The following is a 16257-nucleotide window of genomic DNA, read 5'->3' on the forward strand; positions in this document are numbered from 1 at the left end:
TAATCATATAAAAATTTCTGCACACACTCCTTTCCGTCTTGCAAAGGGGAGTTTTTTCTGTTAATATATAGATAAGAAAGGAGTGGGAAAATATGGCAGGATTTTCAGAGCTTATCAAGAATTTCGACAAGACCCGCGATTATGTTCGGGACTTTTTCATATACGGCTGCAAGGTGAGAAGTGACTTTGACCGTAAGAGCGTCCGCACCTACGGTGACGAAAAGCGCCGCGTAGAGAGCTGGATGGGGGACTCCATGCGCTATGACGACTCAGTCCGCGGCAGAAGCGTCTCAATTTCCGTGGACAGCGGACATATCCCCGAAAATCCGCTGTATAACGCCTATTACTCAAAGAGCTTCACTGATAATGACATACGGCTGCACTTCCTTATCATGGACATTCTGGAGGATGGCAGCAGCCGCACTCTAAGGGAGATAGTTGACGTACTCAATGACGGTTACGGTCAGCTTTTTGACGAACAGACCGTCCGCAACAAGCTGAGGGAGTACGCCGATGAGGGCATAGTGATCGCGGAGAAGCAGGGCAAGACTCTTTACTACTCGCTGTCGGCGGACAGAGCTGACGATTATGTAAGGGATATCGCAGGACTTGCCGATGCGCTGGAATTTTTCTCCGAAACTCCTCACTTCGGCATTATCGGCAACAGCATACTGAAAATGCTGGGGCTGAAGAATGAACTGTTCTTCATAAAGCACAACTACATGATACATACTCTTGAGGACGTACTGGTCCCCGATATACTGGAGGCATTGAACGGGAAACGGTATATCTCTTTCAGCACATTTTCTGGCAGGCGCAAAAAGACTCCCGATGAGCTGGGCAGGCAAAACCAGACCGTGCCCATGCAGATACTTGTATCCGTACAGACGGGAAGACGCTATCTTGCGGCATATATACCTGCACTGAGGAGATTTTCCGCATTCAGGCTTGACTACATGAAAAACGTGAAAGCGGGAGACATCTGCGAGGAGTACGACGAGATAAAGGAGAGCTACGACCGCAACAAGCACCGTGTTTTCGGTGTTTCCTTCGGTATGAGGCGAGATACGGGCACTGTTACTCCCATGAGGATAACCTTTTTTGCGGACGAAAAGCGAGAGCCATATATAATCGAGCGGCTTGAGCGCGAAAAGCGCTGCTGCACCGTTGAAAAAACAGGTGATGATCTGTATACCCTTACAGCCGATGTGTTTGACCCCAACGAGATCATGCACTGGGCAAAGACATTTATCGGCAGGATAGTCAGCATAGAGGGCGGCGCAGACAGTGTCCGCCAGCGGTTTTACAGCGATATCGCAAGAATGAACAGAATGTACGGCGGTGATGAAGATGAACATATTCAGTGAGATATACGGTACATATTTCCGTATCGCGGCGAAGCTCCTTGAAAATGAGATCACGGATGAAAAGAACGTCCGCGAAACAGTTCAGCGTGAGGGCTTCCGTGACTCGGTGCTGTTCCTGCCGCAGAAGCTGCTGCCCGGTGAGGAAAGCTGGGGACTTTTCAGCCGTATGCCCGACGGAACTCTCGGGAGAATAACAAAAAAAGCACCGGTTAAGGTGCTGACGAAGCTCCAGAAGATGTGGCTGAAATCAAAGCTCTCGGACCCGAGGATAAGGCTGTTCATGGACGATGAGAACCTTGCTGCCCTTGAAAAAAGGCTTGGGGATATTCCTCCGCTTTACCGCAGGGAGCAGTTCGGCATCACGGACCGTTTCAAGGACAGCGACGACTTCTACAGCGAGGAGTATATCAGGAATTTCCGCGCTGCGCTGGAGGCTGTGCGGAAAAGGCGGATAGTCTGTGTTGAATTCGTTTCGGGACGGGGCAGGCGCATGAGCGGAAAGTTCGTGCTGCTGAAGCTGGAGTACTCGCCAAAGAACGACAAGTTCCGCGTATACTGCTATCTGCTCAGAAATGACAAGATACAGGGCAGCGGCATAATAAACATCGGACGCATAAGAAGTATAACCGATACGGGGAGGTGCTTCCGCACTCCCGTATCCATGGACGAGTATTTCCTGAGCCGCAAGTGCAGCTCGCCTGCGGTCATAAGAGTAACTGACGCGCGGAACGGCGTTGAGCGCTTCATGCTGGAGTTCGCTTCCTATGAGAAGCATACGGTGAGAGACCTTGAAACAGGGGAGTATACTGTGGAGCTGTGGTACGATACACAGGACGAGACAGAGCTGCTCATAAGGCTTCTCAGCTTCGGACCCGTCATAGAGATACTTGGACCGCCGCAGCTGCGTTCACAGGCGGCAGAGCGTGTGCGCAGGCAGTATGAGCTGCTTTACGGGGATAAGAAAACCGACACTTGATAAATATAAGCTGACAGGGGAGAGCTGAGCTTTTCTCAAAATGGTCAGCGTTTTTTCTCCGAAAGGGGAAATAATCAATGTGCTGTTGGACTATTTGCACAAATATTGTTTAAAATCGTGTTAAATATTTTTGTGCAGGTGTGGGAAATTACTTGACGATTTCTGCCGATTTATGGTATACTATAAAAAGAGAAAACATGATACAGCGCAGGCATTATCAATTTACATCGGAAAAGTCGCAGTATGGCATTCAGTCGCACTGCTGCTTATCATGTTATGGTTTTTTATCGGTATATATCACTATTCTCAGCATCAGGCTTCCGATACCGGAGGCATTCTCTATTATATTCAAAATAAGTCTTTCAGTTTAAATTCAGCACTATACGACCGATATTAGGACTATAACAATCGATATCTTCATTCAAAAACACAGAAACACATAAACAATGTTTTATGACTGCTTTTTCCGTTGTATGGACTGCGCTGAACTACAAATGCCGCTTTCAGGCAAACGAGAAAAAGAAATCTGAAAGGCAAAGAGAGATATGCTGAGAATAGAAGACTATTACACCGACGCACCGTCGGCGGGCATTATTACAATGCTCGAGAAGCCTGAGATAGTAAACAGGCTTTTGAACACACTTATCTGTAATTTCAGGGGATTTGACTTTATGAAGCTGAAGCTTAAAGTCCACCCTGTAAGAGAGGAATTGGAGGAGTATAAGAATCTTAATCAGAGCTTTCTCGATCAGATCTTTAAGCTCCATGCATACTATGACGGTCATCAGCTTGCGCTGAAGCGCATACTGAGCGACATCAACTACGACACACATCTGAACACAAAGGTCTTTTCACCTGTTGTCGGATGTCCTGTGGGATGCAGCTATTGCTTCACCAAGAACGTGGTAGAGCATTTTGAGATCACCGAAAACTTCAAAAAGCCTGTTTTCCGCGGTCCCTACAAGATAACAAAGGACGCAGAGGGAAATGATATCCCAGAGCTGTTCAATATTGAAAGTGAGAACCCCATTGACTGGTTCCTTACATATATGTCAGACTTCGGCTGCTGGAGACCCGAATGGCAGGAAAATGTCCTTCAGCAGATCGTGGCAGCCAATGCTATAAAGCGCAGAAAGGGCAGATGTCCCGACACCTTCCAGCTCATCACCAAATGTCCCAAGGGCATAAGGCTCGATTCAATACCAAACGGCACAGATATCCGCAACGTTATCATTTCATGTACTGTTGACAGGAACGAGTGTACGGGACGTATCGCAGACCTTATCAGGAGAGCGGGAAATCACCGCATAACAGGCTGTATTGTATATCAGCCCGTTCTGGAGCATATTGAGCCCGTTCATCTGGACGAATTCGTTGAGACCTTCGGCAGAGACAATTCATGGGTCATCATCGGCGGTGAGATAGGCAAGGATGCTGCACCGCTGCAGTTCAGCTGGATAAAGGACATCATCGACAAATGCATTGAGCTGGGCATACCTGTAAAAATGGAACGTGATATAGTAAAGATCGTCCAAGAAAACGGCTATGAGTTCCTTGAGCAGTCTCCCGAGCCTTTGAGAAATTCAAAGGAGGTACGCAGGAGAAATCTCGCCATGAAAAATGCTTCAGCTTCGGAGTATTACATTAAGAAGGTGGACGAGCTCAAGAAGAGGCTGGAGAAGTGCTCCGGCGTTGAAAGAGCCGATATTGCAGCAACTACAATGTTCGGAGATGTGGAGCTCACCATTGAGAGCGCAAGACGTCTCCTGACAGGAGCTCCCGAATTTGATGTTATCCTTACGTCCGAGACAAAGAGTATACCTCTTGCGTACGAGATGGCGCGTCAGAGCGGCAAGGGCTATTTCGTTGCCTGCAAATCGCTGAAAATGTATATGTCTGATTCTATCGGCGTGACAGTTACATCGGGCATGAACGATCAGGAGCTCTACCTTGAAAAGGAAGATTTTCAGGCTCTCAACGGAAAGAGGGTCCTCATTGCCGATGATGTTATCAGTACCGGCGAGTCTCCCAAGGCACTGGAAGCTCTTGTTGAAAAGGCAGGCGGAACTGTTGCAGGAAAGGTGGCTGTGCTTGCAGAGAAGAAGGCTTCGGAGCGCGGAGACATCATCTTCCTTGAATCACTTCCCGCATATTCTCAGGAAAAAACAGCCGTTAACATCTGACGGCAGCTGACATAGAACGTAAATAAAAAAGGCGGCTTTGCCGCCTTTTTTTGTTTATCTGAGGAAGCTGCGGAAGAGATCCAGCTGCTCCGAGTTGGCTGCTGCTGCGTTTTTGTCCCTGACATTGCAGTGGAAAACGTGCCCCAGCCTGTTATTTTCATCGCCGTATATCTTCGAGACATATCTCACGCCCTTTGCTTTCAGAGCGTCCTCCATGGGCTTCTGCTGATCCTTCATGAAGTCATCGACGGCTGTCATGAGAAAGCAGGGCGGATAGTCTGCGGTGATATGATCTGTGGTGTGGAGCAGCTCCAGCACCTTGTCGGCGTTATTCTTCGGCAGAGTGTTGATGTAGAAATCCGCCCTGCCTTTTGCGGTATAGGTGCCGCAGTTGAGCCCCAGTGCTCTCAGTCTCAGTCCCTTGGGAGGTTTTACGGGAAAGTTCCCTGCAAGTTCGGGGCAGGTGAGTACAGCCGCATATGCCGCCATACCCGTGGCTCCCGAGGAGTCGCCCACACCGAACAGCGCGTCGGTGTCAAAGCCGTATTTGTCGGCGTTTTTCAGCACAAAGCGGAACACCTCATTGATGTCTTCAAAAGCCGCAGGAAAGCGATGCTTCGGCGCAAGGCGATAGCTGGGATCGACAACGGCAAAGCCCTGCTCAGCCAGCGACATACAGTAGAAACGATAGGTCTCTTTGGTGCCGTATATCCAGCCGCCGCCGTGAAAGCTGACAATGGTCGGCAGCGGTCCCGTTATGTTCTTCGGACGGTAAATATCGAGCAATCCGTACTTTTTGTCCTTGCCGTACCTGATATCGCAGAAGCACTCCACTCCCTCGGGAACTGTCAGCCCCTTGTCACGGGCGTTATCGCTGTGCCTGCACATCATTCTGAATATCATTGTCTTAAGCGACATTGCTATGTTCCTTTCCGGTGGTTCTCCATTATATCAGAGTATGATCTGCTGCTCATTCTTGTGCTCCCCATGATTCTGTCTGATCAGTATTCTGATAATGTCGGGCTATTTCTTTGATATCAGACATAACATCGCTTCTGAAGCGCAATACTTCGGCAGTTTCGCCGTTAGCGTAGGTTATCTTGTAATTATATGAGAAGCTGTCTGCCATCTGGTGTTCAAATGGGGATGGCTCATTGGCGATGATCTCTGCGTAGTCCACGGACATTATGCTGAGATATTCCTCCTTGGTTATATCGTATACCACAGTCTCATCATTGCGGACGAGTCCGCCGCGCTTAGGAGCGGCGAGTTTATATTCCCCATCCTCATGATATACCTTCCATTTATTGTATGTGCCTATAAATCCGCCTGCTTCGGTAAGCTCCAGCGCTACGGGAGCCACAGGCTTGTTTATTACAGCCTTTCTCATGAGTACAAGGTCGAAAACGTCGATGATGCCGTCCTTTGTGTAGTCGCCTGCTGACCAGTCTGCCAGCACTGTATCAGAGTCGAAGAGCAGCCATTTCTGCATTAGCACCAGATCGGCAAGGGACAGAGTTCCGTCGCCGTTCACATCTCCCGAGGGATCGGCAATGACCTTGTATACGATGCTCTCAGCGCCGTTCTCATATTTCGTGACTTCCACATGATCGTCGGAAACAAGGATCGTGTCGGGGATAGTGGGCGCTTTGAAGCCATAGGGCATAGCGAGGTATGTGGACTCGTCGATAGGGTGCTCCATATTGCGGAGTATGCAGGGATTTGAAGTTATATCAGCTATCGTGGGACTTACTCCGGGAGTGTTGACTATCTGCTTTACGGCAAAGCCCTTGTTCTTTGTTACGTCAATGGGCTCGCCGCTGTCATAGTCCAGAACAGTGATCCTGACATCATCGGGGAGCAGCACATTTTGCGCGTTATCCATGACCAGACAGTCCGCGGTGATGGTCTTCTCGGGCTCTGACGAGCTGTAAACGGGAGCGTATCCGAATGTTATTCTGTCGTAGCCGTCCTTGACGCCCTCAAAGATATAGACTGAGTTCTGGATGCCTCCGTCGCGCACCGTATCCTCGATCTCGCTTGCATTTAATACTTTTTTGAGTGCAAGGCAGTCGCCGCTCTTCTGGAACCGTGACCATTCATAGGCGGTGCCGCTGTTTTGTGAAAGGCAGAACAGGACAAGGGTGTCCTTTGCCGAGATCGGACCGTTCTTTTCGACGTATTCGCTGAACTCCGCAGGACTGTCTGGGAGCCAGCTTAAAATATCTGTCTCGGTAATATTCAGATAGTTGTCCACGGAGAAGGAGTAGTGTGCAGCTTCATTGGTGATACCGAGGTCCGGCTGCGTATCCTGCATCCATGTGTCGATAACAGAGATATCAAAGCTTCCGGGGCGCTGTGAACAATAGACTGCCACAGTGAGATCCTTTGATTGCTTGCCTATTATCTTTTTGTGCTTGACCTCTGTCATCGCATTTCCTGTGACCTCGAAACTGTAACGCTCCTGACCTATGGCGCTTGCGGGACCCGTCATGATATCCTCGGGGAATACGATGCAGACATAGTCGCCCTGAATGTGTACGGCGCCGTAGGTATTGTGGAATTTGATGGCAGACTCAAGGTCGTCGGGCACCCAGTCAGGCACATAGACGTCATTTGCAGAGGGCGTGACGACAATGTCTGCTGATGATGCAGGTAAAGCTGAGGAGAGAGGGATGATTGCGGCTGCTGTGAGCGCAGCGATAGTTTTTCCGATATTCATAATTTTCACCTTCCGTTCGTTGAGTTTGACCGCTGACGAATAATTGATTTTTGCCTGTGTTTCCGAACAAAGTTCCGTACCCTCATTATATCACAGCATATGGCTTATTGCAATAGAAAAAAGCCGATTTTACGGAGGTTTTTCCTTGACAAACACAGTGTATCATGGCATAATATTAGTACAAAGCATAATGCGGAGGAAGATATGACGACCTTTGAAGAAGAAATAGAGAAAAACGGCAGGCTCGTATACACAAATGTGGGGGACAGTATGCGCCCCCTCATCAGACAGGGCAGGGACCTGCTCATAATAGAAAAGCCGCAGGGACGGCTCAAAAAGTACGATGTGCCGCTTTATAAGCGCGACAGCGGGCAGTACGTCCTTCACCGCATACTGAAAGTCCGTGACAGCGACTATGTTATCTGCGGAGACAACCGCTGGACAAAGGAGTACGGAATTACCGACCGCCATATAATCGGAGTCCTCACGGCAGTGGTGAGGGACGGCAAAGAGATGTCTGTGACCGATAAGCGGTACAAAGCCTATGTTCATCTCTGGTGCGGACTTTTTCCTGTCAGGGCATTCATACTGAAAGTGAGGGCGCTTCCGCGGTGGCTCAGGCTGAAAACGGGAAAGAAATAACCGGAGCGGTGTACAGATATCCTGCACACCGCTTTTTGCAGTTGCTTTACGGGCGGATATGGTGTAAAATATAGATACGAGGTGATACAATGAACATCGAATACATCCACGAGCCCACCGACTTACAGTGCGGTCAGGCGGTGCTGGCGATGGTGCTTGGGAAAACTCCCGAATACATCTGCGGCTTCCTTGACAATGACCGCGAGACCGACCTCAGGGAGATGAAGCACACCTTCCGCGCACACGGAGTCTCCATATCCGACGAGAGAAAACAGGTGCAGACAAAGGATGAGCTTCCGCCGCTGTGCCTGCTGAGCCTTGAAACTCCGCGGTGCTGGCACTGGTCGCTGTACTGTGAGGGTACATTCTACGACCCCGAGCACGGAGTCATGGAGGACTTTCCGCAGTCAGCAAGAAAGTACTTCTGGAAGCTGGAGCTGTAAACGCTATTAAGTGATATTACATAATTTTTTTATTTGAACTGTAATAATATATTAATTGACAGGGTTCGTCAAAAGTGGTAAAATAATCATATATAGATATTCGGGAGGACACAACAATGAAAATTGCCAAGATATTATCCGCTATGACCGCAGCCGTTACTCTTGCTGCACTTGCAGGCTGCAGCAGCAAGAAACAGACCGAAAGCTCTGAGACAGACCCTCTTGCGCCCAAGACAGCTCCCCAGAACGTAACATTCGACTGGCAGGAGCCCTTCGAGACCATCATCATGGCGTTCAAGAATTCCGACAGATATACCGATACGTCAATGTTTGAGATACGCGACCTGACAGGGGACAACGTGCCCGAGCTCATTATCTCGCCCTCCGACGATGTCGCCTCAAAGTGCGAGGTGTACAAACTCATCGGAAGCAGAGCCGACCTTATTGCAAATTCGGGCTCCTACGGCACCATCGACTACATCCCCTCCGCAAATGCCATCGGCTATGTTTACGAGGGTACGGGCTTCAGCATGGGCGAGTATCAGACCTATCAGGACGGCGGCTTCGTCACCGATGTAAGCTTCTACAACAATGCGGGAAGCGCTTCCTCCGGAGCTGTTATCCGCTATGAGATAAACGGCGAGGACGTTACCCTTTCAAAGTATCAGGAGGCTCTTATCCCTTATCAGGAATTCACCGTTAAGGTGGGAAGAAAGTTCTCCGTAGGCACAAATGCCGTAAACTATGCTATCCGCCGTGATGCGTGCTGGAATGAGGTGCTCACCGACGAGCAGAAGCAGCTCTACAAGGATAAGCTCAATGAGATAATGGGAAGCGGAGAGCTGAAGGACGCAGCATTCGAGGTAGTTGACCTTGACCTGAACGAGCTTCCCGAGGTGGTAGTTTCCACAGGTCTCCTCAACGATTCGGATACACGCATACTCTATCTTGATACCGACGGAGTAAAGGAACTCTCAATAGCCTCTGACGCAGACGGCGGAATCCAGTTCGATATCAGCTCAAAGATATTCTATGCTGCCGACTACTACGGCTCGATCCAGTGCTGGTCGATCGCAGGAGCGGAAATAGACGGCTTCCAGCCATCAGACAGCATTATGCGCTGCGGAAGAAAGTATGACCTTACAGCCGAGAATATCGAGAACGCCTTTATCGCATGAGGTGATCTATGGCTAAATCAAAATATATCTACACCTGCAATCAGTGCGGATACGAAAGCACCAAATGGAACGGCAAATGCCCTTCCTGCGGCGCATGGAACAGCTTCGAGGAGGATATCGCCGATATCTCTCCCGCAGGCGGTCGGGCAGCGGCTTCACAGGAGGCTGCCCCCGATCTTTCCGACAGTATCCTTGAGCTTGAGGATATAGGCGCCGATAGCGACGTCCGCTATGACACAGGTATCGGAGAGCTGAACAGAGTCCTCGGCGGAGGTCTTGTGAAAGGCTCTCTTGTTCTTCTCGGCGGTGAACCGGGTATAGGAAAGAGTACCATTCTTCTCCAGATATGCCAGTTCCTCGGCGAGGACCACTCGGTACTGTACGTTTCGGGAGAGGAGTCCGCGAGACAGATAAAGCTCCGCGCACAGCGCCTCGGCGTTGATACCGAGAACCTTTATATCCTTACCGCTACGGACGCAGAGGCTGTTGCCCGTACCATAGCGTCAAGCGCTCCCGATATCGCGATAATCGACTCTATCCAGACCATGAGCATAGGCAGGATAACCTCCAGTCCCGGAAGTCTCACGCAGGTCAGAGAGTGTACGAACCTGTTCATGCACACCGCGAAAAATCAGGAGATACCCATTATCATAGTGGGGCATGTCAATAAGGACGGCGCCATCGCAGGACCAAAGGTGATGGAGCACATCGTTGACGCGGTGCTGTATTTTGAGGGAGAGCGCCATCAGAGCTACCGCATACTCCGCGCGGTGAAGAACCGTTTCGGCTCCACCAACGAGATAGGCGTTTTTGAGATGCTGGACAAGGGACTCCGCGAGGTGGCGAACCCGTCACAGATGCTCCTTGAGGGGCGTCCCCATAACGTGTCGGGTACCTGTGTTGCCTGTGTTATGGAGGGCAGCAGACCCATTCTCGCAGAGGTGCAGGCTCTTGCTTCAAAGACCGGCTATGCCGCTCCGAGACGAATGGCAACGGGCTTTGACTTCAACAGGCTCAATATCATCATTGCCGTGCTGGAAAAGCGTCTGGGGGTATATATGGGAACTCTTGACGTTTACCTAAACATCGTCGGCGGATTCCGTCTGGACGAGCCTGCGGGAGACCTTCCCGTGGCAATGGCGCTTTACTCGGGGATCATGGATAAGCAGATAGACGAGGAACTCATCGCCTTCGGAGAGATAGGTCTCGGCGGTGAGATACGCTCTGTTTCACATATAGCTCAGCGTATAAGAGAGGCTGAACGTATGGGATTTAAGACCTGCGTGATGCCGAAGCAGTCCATGTCGGCAGTTGACCCGAAGGAATACGATATAGAGATAATACCTGCATCAACGCTGAAGCAGGCATTCGCCGTTATAAAATAACGTGGAGAGATAAGGACGGCGGCCATATAAAAGTATTAGCCATAGTATTTCTGATGTGCAGTCGGAAAGACTATGGCGTTTCTGTTTTTAGCATAACACCATAATGTGTTCAAATATAAATCGGTATTTATCGGTTTATCCATTAAATTTTGAAGCCTTTAGCATATTGTAGGGACGCGCATTGCGCGTCCGCTGTTAAATGGCGTTTATTCAGGGACGGCTAAGGGCTAAGTTCTTTGTAACACTTAGTCCCTTGCTTTATTGCAGTTATTGTGGTATAATCCTCTTAACAGAACAAGGAGTTTCGGAGGAGCTATGAGAACGGATATACTGATGGACGACAGCTTTGCCGTAGGGGGATTTACCTCGGGCAGGGAGGGCATATGGACGAGAGAAAGCGCGGATATGCCGCCTACAAGTGACTATGCGGAGCTCAGCGCCGCACTGGGGACAACGCCTGAGAAAATGGTCCGTCCCTATCAGGCAAACGGGCAGAGAGCAGCCATTGTGGTGCCCCGTCACGGCGGCAGCGGTATAATCAAGGACAATGAGCTAACAAGGACTGACGGTCTTGTCACCGCTCACAGGGGACTGGCTCTGACGGTCATTGCCGCGGACTGCGCTCCCGTATATCTTGCGGACAGGAAAGCAGGTGTCATCGGGCTGCTGCACTGCGGAAGGCAGGCTGCGGCAGGGGAGCTTCTCAGAAACGGTATCGGCTGTATGGAGTCGCTGGGAGCTTCAAAGGCGCACATCACCATGACTGTCGGACACCACATATGCGGCAGCTGCTATGAGGTGGGCGAGGAGGTATACAGCGAGTTTGCAGAGAGCTTTTCGGCAGAGGAGCTGAGCTGCATTTTCACTATTAGTGAGGGACGGTTCTTTCTGAGCCTTTTTCAGGCGCTGAGATACAAGGGGCTGGAGCTTGGCATTGCCCCTGAGAATATATCACAGTGGGGCGAATGCACCTGCCACTGCACCGACTTCTACTCCTACAGACGCGGAGACAGAGGGAAACAGGACCTTGCCTTTCTGATGATGAGATGACGGCGGTCCGACCCATAATGTCAATTGATCATAAGGAGCTGATAAAATGAGAGCAGGAAAGATAACGGCAGTATTTACGGCAGCAGCCTTTGTGCTTCCCCTGAGCGTTCACGGTTCGCAGGAGAAAAAGCCTTACCGTGTGGTGGGATATCTTCCCGACTGGAGCTATCAGGCTTACAGCGAGCTTGACCCCGCAGACCTTACACACATAAACATCGCCTTCTGCAATCCCGACGACAGCGGCAGGCTTTACTGCAATATCCCCGACAGGGAGCTGGAAAGCATAGTCAGCTCCGCCCACGAAAAGGGTACTGAGGTATTTGCTGCTCTCGGCGGCGGAGGCGGCTGTGACAACTATCTCAGGTTCATAGATGAGCCCGCAAAAATGGAGCAGTTCAGCGATAACATCATGTCCTACTGCGAGAGGTACGACCTTGACGGCATAGACCTTGATATAGAGCTGGGCTCATATGACAGGATATGGGACTACTACGGTGACTGGTGTATCCGGCTCAGGGAGCTATGCGACGAGAGGGACATGGAGATGTCCACCGCTACAGCACAGTGGGTAGCCGAAAAGGTGTCGCCCGAGACCTTTGCCCTTTTTGATTTCGTCAACGTCATGGCTTATGACAACGACGAGGACAGCCATTCCCACGCTGCCTATGATTATTCCGTAAAATGTCTGGACTACTTCTCCACGGTGAAGAAGATACCCTCGGATAAGCTGGTGCTGGGAGTGCCATTTTACGGCAGGGGCTACACCTCAGAGGGCGATCTGGACTGGAATTCCTACCGCTCCTTTGCCGACCTGTTAAAGGACGACGCCGATAACTATTCCCGTGACAGCTACAATGGCTATGCCTACAACGGCGCTGAGACAATGAAGAAAAAGGCGGAGCTGGCTAAAAACTACGGTGGTATCATGATATGGGAGCTGACTCAGGACGCAAGGGGCGAGAGCTCCCTGCTCAGGGTCATCGACCGCACTCTTTACGGCAGTGCTTCCGCAGTCAGGGGTGATGTCAACGGCGACGGAGAGTTCTCTGTGGCAGACGTGACTGCACTTCAGAGCTGGCTGCTGAAAAAGGAGACCGCTCTTGCTGACTGGCAGGCAGGAGATTTCGATGAGGACGGAGCTCTTGATGTATTCGACCTTGTGCTGATGAAGCAGGCTCTCACAGCAGCTTCACCCAAGAAGCATATCGTAACAGTTACCAATACCGCGGAGCTATATGAGGCGGTACGCAATGCTGCTCCTGCGGATGTTATAAAGGTGGCATCGGGTACATATGACTGCACCGCAAAGACCATAGCCTCGGAGGCGGACGGAACTGCGGACGCCCCCATTACCCTTTGTGCCCTTGACCCGAGTGATCCTCCCGTGCTTGCGGGACAGGATACAGAGCATGGCTATGTTCTCCACATCATGGGGGACTGGTGGGTTCTGGACGGTCTGGTGTGTACCAACTGTCAGAAGGGCATAGTCCTTGATCACTCCGATCACACTGTAATACAGAACTGTGAGCTTTACAAGCTGGGCGCAGAGGCTGTTGCCATACGCGACGGAAGCTCTTACTGCACCGTAAAAGACACCTATATCCACGATACGGGACTTGTTTCCCCCGGCTACGGCGAGGGCGTCTATGTGGGCAGCGCCAAGTCCACCACGGGCTTTGACTATAAATGCGACCACAACAGGATAATCGGCTGCACCTTTAAAAATGTAGCCGCTGAGCATATTGACGTCAAGGAGTACACCACGGATACGGAGATCAGCGGCTGTACATTCTACGGTGACGGCATGACGGGAGAGAACTACGCAGGCAGCTTCATAGATCTGAAGGGCAACGACTGTTATGTACATGACAATGTGGGCTACAGGAACGGCAATCCCAAGATAGCTGCTGCATTTGAGATACACGAGCAGGCTGAGGGCTGGGGACTTCACCACGTCTTTGAGAACAACACGGTATATATGGATCAGCCCTACGGCGCGGAGAACACCTCACGGCGGATGTATGTGGTGGACGGCTGGTTCAGCGATTTCACCGTAAAGAACAATAAGGTGGACTACGGCAGCGGTCTTGTGCCTGCAAACAGCAGGGAGTACTACAACTCCGACTATGTGACCTATGCAGGATAAGGGCAGGACTGATACAAAGGAGAGTGTCTATGGGAAAAATGAAGATAGGTTTTGAGCAGATGTTTGATTATCTTGCGGATTATCTCGAGTCCGTAAGCTGGAGCAGGGAGACCCTGAGAGAGGTGGGAAACAGCCTGATCGCGGAGCTGGGCTTCAACAGCGATCCTGCCAATGCAAAGAAAAACAAGCAGCTGTGCGATCAGCGCAAGCTGGTGGAGTCCATGATGAATGCGCTGCTGACACTGGTGAATTACCATAGTGTTGCCGACTGTCTGGACTTTTCTCCCATACTTCCCTTTATCGGCACATATGACGAGGAGTGTACCGACACTATGCTGTATATCCTGTCCTGCACAGGCGATATGAAGTACATGGAGATGATCGAGCGCGAGGCTGCACGTTTTCCCTCGCTCCCCTTGGAGGAGTACAGAGCGGAGCTGCTGGGGAGAGCAGGCTCCGCAAAGGACAATATATGAAAGGAACTGCATAAATGTTCATTGTAAACTGCATCAATATCACCGATGAGGGACAGGACTGGGATGCGCTCTATGCACAGGCTTCCGAGGGCAGGCGCAGACGTGCGGACAAATTCATGTTTCCCGAGGACAGAAAGCGCTGTCTCTGTGCGGAGCTTCTCATGAGGTACAGCCTTTTCACGGGCAGGGGCATACGCTTTACGGGAGAGCCCTTGCTGGGAAAATACGGAAAGCCCTATATACAAGGCGCCGAGGACTTCTTTTTCAGTGCCTCGCACTCGGGGAAGTGGGTGGTGACGGCATACGGCTCCTCACAGGTGGGAGCAGATGTGGAGGTCATAAAAAGCGGCAGCTCCTCAATCGCAGAGGGCTGCTTCACTCAGTCGGAGCAGGACTATGTTTTTGCAGATGATGAGGGCGCGGACGAGAGGTTCATAAGGCTGTGGACTCTGAAAGAGAGCTATATCAAGTATCTCGGCACCGGACTCAGCACTCCGCTGGACTCCTTCACGGTCTATGCGGACAGAGCCCCTATATGTACCGACGCCGATGACAGTCTGACCTTCACCAATATCCGCTTTGACCATGAGCACTATCTTTCGGTCTGCGGAGCAGGCGGCGTTTCCGCGCTGAATACGGTCACGGTAAACGGCTGCCTTGAGGCATTACGCTGAACATAATCGTACAGAGAGGAACAGTAATATGGCAGATATCCGCAGACACATGATTTTTCACGGCTATGTGCAGGGAGTCGGCTTCCGCTGGAAGGCAGCCCATACCGCAAGGCGCTTCGGCGTAACAGGCTGGGTGAGAAATCTGGACGACGGCTCCGTTGAGATGGAAGCAGAGGGGCAGGTGCAGGACATAGAGGCTCTTGTGCAGGCTCTTGAGGATCACAGCTGGGGCAGCGTTGAGAGTATTGACTCCGAGAATATCCCCGTGCAGGGCGGCTACAGCTTCGATATCATTTAGCTTAGAGCTTTCGGCTATGAACTTGCTCAGCCCAATAAACACAATGCCCCTGAACGCGATAAGGCGCTCAGGGGCAGATTTATTGTATCAGCGGCGAAGCTGACAAAGGTGCTGTTTTTTGTGTTCAGATGTAGTACATCGGTGTTTCGGCTTCTGCGGTGATAAGCTCGCTGAACTTGTCCGTTATCTCTCTCAGTGTCAGCTTTGCGGAGAAGTCCTGCAAATAGTGGGTGACAGGCTCCCACAGGCACAGGGATATCGCTGTATTTGCGGCGGAGTCCAGCTTCTCGCTGAACAGGCTGTGGGCGAGAATGGTATTATCGAGAGCGTCCACTATCTCCCTGAGAGTTATCTCTGCGGAGGGACGTGCAAGAACATATCCGCCGCTTGCGCCCTTGACACTGTTGATGATATGGCTCTGCCTGAGGTGAGGGAGTATCTGTTCGAGGTATTTTGCCGAGATGTTGTTCCTCTCGGAAATGGCAGCGACCTTGACGACTTCTCCCTTTGCGGAGTTTACGGCGATATCAACGAGGGCGATAATACCGCACTCGACTTTTGTGGATATTTTCATACATATCATCTCCTTTGATTACATATAAATCCTATTGATATACTAAGTATAACATAAAACCTCAGCTTTTGCAAGCCTGTTTGTTATAGATAAATCCTATACCGCGCCATCGGGTATTCCGAAAGGCGCCGATAAATAAAACT

At 50.7% G+C, this 16257-nt stretch carries 15 protein-coding genes; 12 read left to right on the top strand and 3 right to left on the bottom strand.

Going from position 1 to position 16257, the window contains the following annotated elements; translation table 11 throughout:
- Nucleotides 1-92: 92 nt before the first annotated feature.
- The 3 genes from DSZ37_RS02535 (at nucleotide 93) to DSZ37_RS02545 (ending at nucleotide 4526) form a co-directional block, all read left to right on the top strand.
- A complete protein-coding gene (locus tag DSZ37_RS02535) occupies nucleotides 93-1367 on the top strand; it encodes a WYL domain-containing protein (RefSeq protein WP_109725402.1) in 1275 nt (424 codons plus the stop codon).
- Nucleotides 1351-2343 carry a WYL domain-containing protein gene (locus tag DSZ37_RS02540; protein WP_109725403.1) on the top strand — a complete coding sequence of 331 codons (993 nt, stop codon included), beginning with the start codon at nucleotides 1351-1353 and terminating at the stop codon, nucleotides 2341-2343. The genes DSZ37_RS02535 and DSZ37_RS02540 overlap by 17 nt, the downstream gene beginning before the upstream one ends.
- A gap of 545 nt (nucleotides 2344-2888) precedes the next feature.
- Nucleotides 2889-4526 carry a DUF5131 family protein gene (locus tag DSZ37_RS02545; RefSeq protein WP_109725404.1) on the top strand — a complete coding sequence of 546 codons (1638 nt, stop codon included), beginning with the start codon at nucleotides 2889-2891 and terminating at the stop codon, nucleotides 4524-4526.
- A gap of 54 nt (nucleotides 4527-4580) precedes the next feature.
- Here the strand turns inward: DSZ37_RS02545 and DSZ37_RS02550 are convergent, their stop codons facing one another.
- Entirely contained in the window at nucleotides 4581-5444 is an 864-nt protein-coding gene (locus DSZ37_RS02550; protein ID WP_109725405.1) for an alpha/beta hydrolase, read from the bottom strand.
- A 52-nt stretch (nucleotides 5445-5496) separates the two neighbouring features.
- Nucleotides 5497-7248 (bottom strand): dockerin type I repeat-containing protein, encoded by a 1752-nt coding sequence (locus tag DSZ37_RS02555; protein WP_109725406.1) that lies wholly within the window; start codon nucleotides 7246-7248, stop codon nucleotides 5497-5499.
- A gap of 204 nt (nucleotides 7249-7452) precedes the next feature.
- On the opposite strand from DSZ37_RS02555, the gene DSZ37_RS02560 reads away from it, so the two are divergent.
- The 9 genes from DSZ37_RS02560 (at nucleotide 7453) to DSZ37_RS02600 (ending at nucleotide 15540) form a co-directional block, all read left to right on the top strand.
- The gene (locus DSZ37_RS02560) at nucleotides 7453-7890 is read left to right on the top strand and encodes a S24/S26 family peptidase (RefSeq protein ID WP_109725407.1); all 438 of its coding nucleotides are present in this window, start codon (nucleotides 7453-7455) and stop codon (nucleotides 7888-7890) included.
- Between the two features lie 89 nt (nucleotides 7891-7979).
- Complete coding sequence (locus DSZ37_RS02565; protein ID WP_109725408.1) at nucleotides 7980-8333, top strand: hypothetical protein; 354 nt, start codon at nucleotides 7980-7982, stop codon at nucleotides 8331-8333.
- 116 nt (nucleotides 8334-8449) lie between these two features.
- Entirely contained in the window at nucleotides 8450-9511 is a 1062-nt protein-coding gene (locus DSZ37_RS02570) for a hypothetical protein (RefSeq protein ID WP_109725409.1), read from the top strand.
- Between the two features lie 8 nt (nucleotides 9512-9519).
- Nucleotides 9520-10896 (top strand): DNA repair protein RadA, encoded by a 1377-nt coding sequence (radA, locus tag DSZ37_RS02575; protein ID WP_109725410.1) that lies wholly within the window; start codon nucleotides 9520-9522, stop codon nucleotides 10894-10896.
- Nucleotides 10897-11211: 315 nt separating this feature from the next.
- On the top strand, nucleotides 11212-11946 hold the full coding sequence (locus DSZ37_RS02580; protein WP_109725411.1) for a polyphenol oxidase family protein: 735 nt from the start codon (nucleotides 11212-11214) through the stop codon (nucleotides 11944-11946).
- 46 nt (nucleotides 11947-11992) lie between these two features.
- On the top strand, nucleotides 11993-14092 hold the full coding sequence (locus tag DSZ37_RS02585) for a glycosyl hydrolase family 18 protein (RefSeq protein ID WP_109725412.1): 2100 nt from the start codon (nucleotides 11993-11995) through the stop codon (nucleotides 14090-14092).
- Between the two features lie 29 nt (nucleotides 14093-14121).
- Nucleotides 14122-14568, top strand: a complete 447-nt coding sequence (locus DSZ37_RS02590) for a hypothetical protein (protein ID WP_109725413.1) — start codon at nucleotides 14122-14124, stop codon at nucleotides 14566-14568.
- Nucleotides 14569-14582: 14 nt separating this feature from the next.
- Nucleotides 14583-15242 (top strand): 4'-phosphopantetheinyl transferase family protein, encoded by a 660-nt coding sequence (locus tag DSZ37_RS02595; RefSeq protein ID WP_109725414.1) that lies wholly within the window; start codon nucleotides 14583-14585, stop codon nucleotides 15240-15242.
- A gap of 28 nt (nucleotides 15243-15270) precedes the next feature.
- Complete coding sequence (locus DSZ37_RS02600; protein ID WP_109725415.1) at nucleotides 15271-15540, top strand: acylphosphatase; 270 nt, start codon at nucleotides 15271-15273, stop codon at nucleotides 15538-15540.
- A gap of 124 nt (nucleotides 15541-15664) precedes the next feature.
- Here DSZ37_RS02600 and DSZ37_RS02605 read toward each other — a convergent pair whose 3' ends face one another.
- Nucleotides 15665-16114 carry an RrF2 family transcriptional regulator gene (locus tag DSZ37_RS02605; protein WP_109725416.1) on the bottom strand — a complete coding sequence of 150 codons (450 nt, stop codon included), beginning with the start codon at nucleotides 16112-16114 and terminating at the stop codon, nucleotides 15665-15667.
- Nucleotides 16115-16257 lie beyond the last annotated feature (143 nt).

Source organism: Ruminococcus flavefaciens (assembly GCF_900116855.1).
Taxonomy (GTDB): domain Bacteria; phylum Bacillota; class Clostridia; order Oscillospirales; family Ruminococcaceae; genus Ruminococcus; species Ruminococcus flavefaciens_R.

Bases quoted from the DNA above. Each gene is read 5' to 3' on its own strand.
- DSZ37_RS02535 (WP_109725402.1), top strand. From the start codon at position 93: ATGGCAGGATTTTCAGAGCTTATCAAGAATTTCGACAAGACCCGCGAT.
- DSZ37_RS02540 (WP_109725403.1), top strand. From the start codon at position 1,351: ATGAACATATTCAGTGAGATATACGGTACATATTTCCGTATCGCGGCG.
- DSZ37_RS02545 (WP_109725404.1), top strand. From the start codon at position 2,889: ATGCTGAGAATAGAAGACTATTACACCGACGCACCGTCGGCGGGCATT.
- DSZ37_RS02550 (WP_109725405.1), bottom strand. From the start codon at position 5,444: ATGTCGCTTAAGACAATGATATTCAGAATGATGTGCAGGCACAGCGAT.
- DSZ37_RS02555 (WP_109725406.1), bottom strand. From the start codon at position 7,248: ATGAATATCGGAAAAACTATCGCTGCGCTCACAGCAGCCGCAATCATC.
- DSZ37_RS02560 (WP_109725407.1), top strand. From the start codon at position 7,453: ATGACGACCTTTGAAGAAGAAATAGAGAAAAACGGCAGGCTCGTATAC.
- DSZ37_RS02565 (WP_109725408.1), top strand. From the start codon at position 7,980: ATGAACATCGAATACATCCACGAGCCCACCGACTTACAGTGCGGTCAG.
- DSZ37_RS02570 (WP_109725409.1), top strand. From the start codon at position 8,450: ATGAAAATTGCCAAGATATTATCCGCTATGACCGCAGCCGTTACTCTT.
- radA (WP_109725410.1), top strand. From the start codon at position 9,520: ATGGCTAAATCAAAATATATCTACACCTGCAATCAGTGCGGATACGAA.
- DSZ37_RS02580 (WP_109725411.1), top strand. From the start codon at position 11,212: ATGAGAACGGATATACTGATGGACGACAGCTTTGCCGTAGGGGGATTT.
- DSZ37_RS02585 (WP_109725412.1), top strand. From the start codon at position 11,993: ATGAGAGCAGGAAAGATAACGGCAGTATTTACGGCAGCAGCCTTTGTG.
- DSZ37_RS02590 (WP_109725413.1), top strand. From the start codon at position 14,122: ATGGGAAAAATGAAGATAGGTTTTGAGCAGATGTTTGATTATCTTGCG.
- DSZ37_RS02595 (WP_109725414.1), top strand. From the start codon at position 14,583: ATGTTCATTGTAAACTGCATCAATATCACCGATGAGGGACAGGACTGG.
- DSZ37_RS02600 (WP_109725415.1), top strand. From the start codon at position 15,271: ATGGCAGATATCCGCAGACACATGATTTTTCACGGCTATGTGCAGGGA.
- DSZ37_RS02605 (WP_109725416.1), bottom strand. From the start codon at position 16,114: ATGAAAATATCCACAAAAGTCGAGTGCGGTATTATCGCCCTCGTTGAT.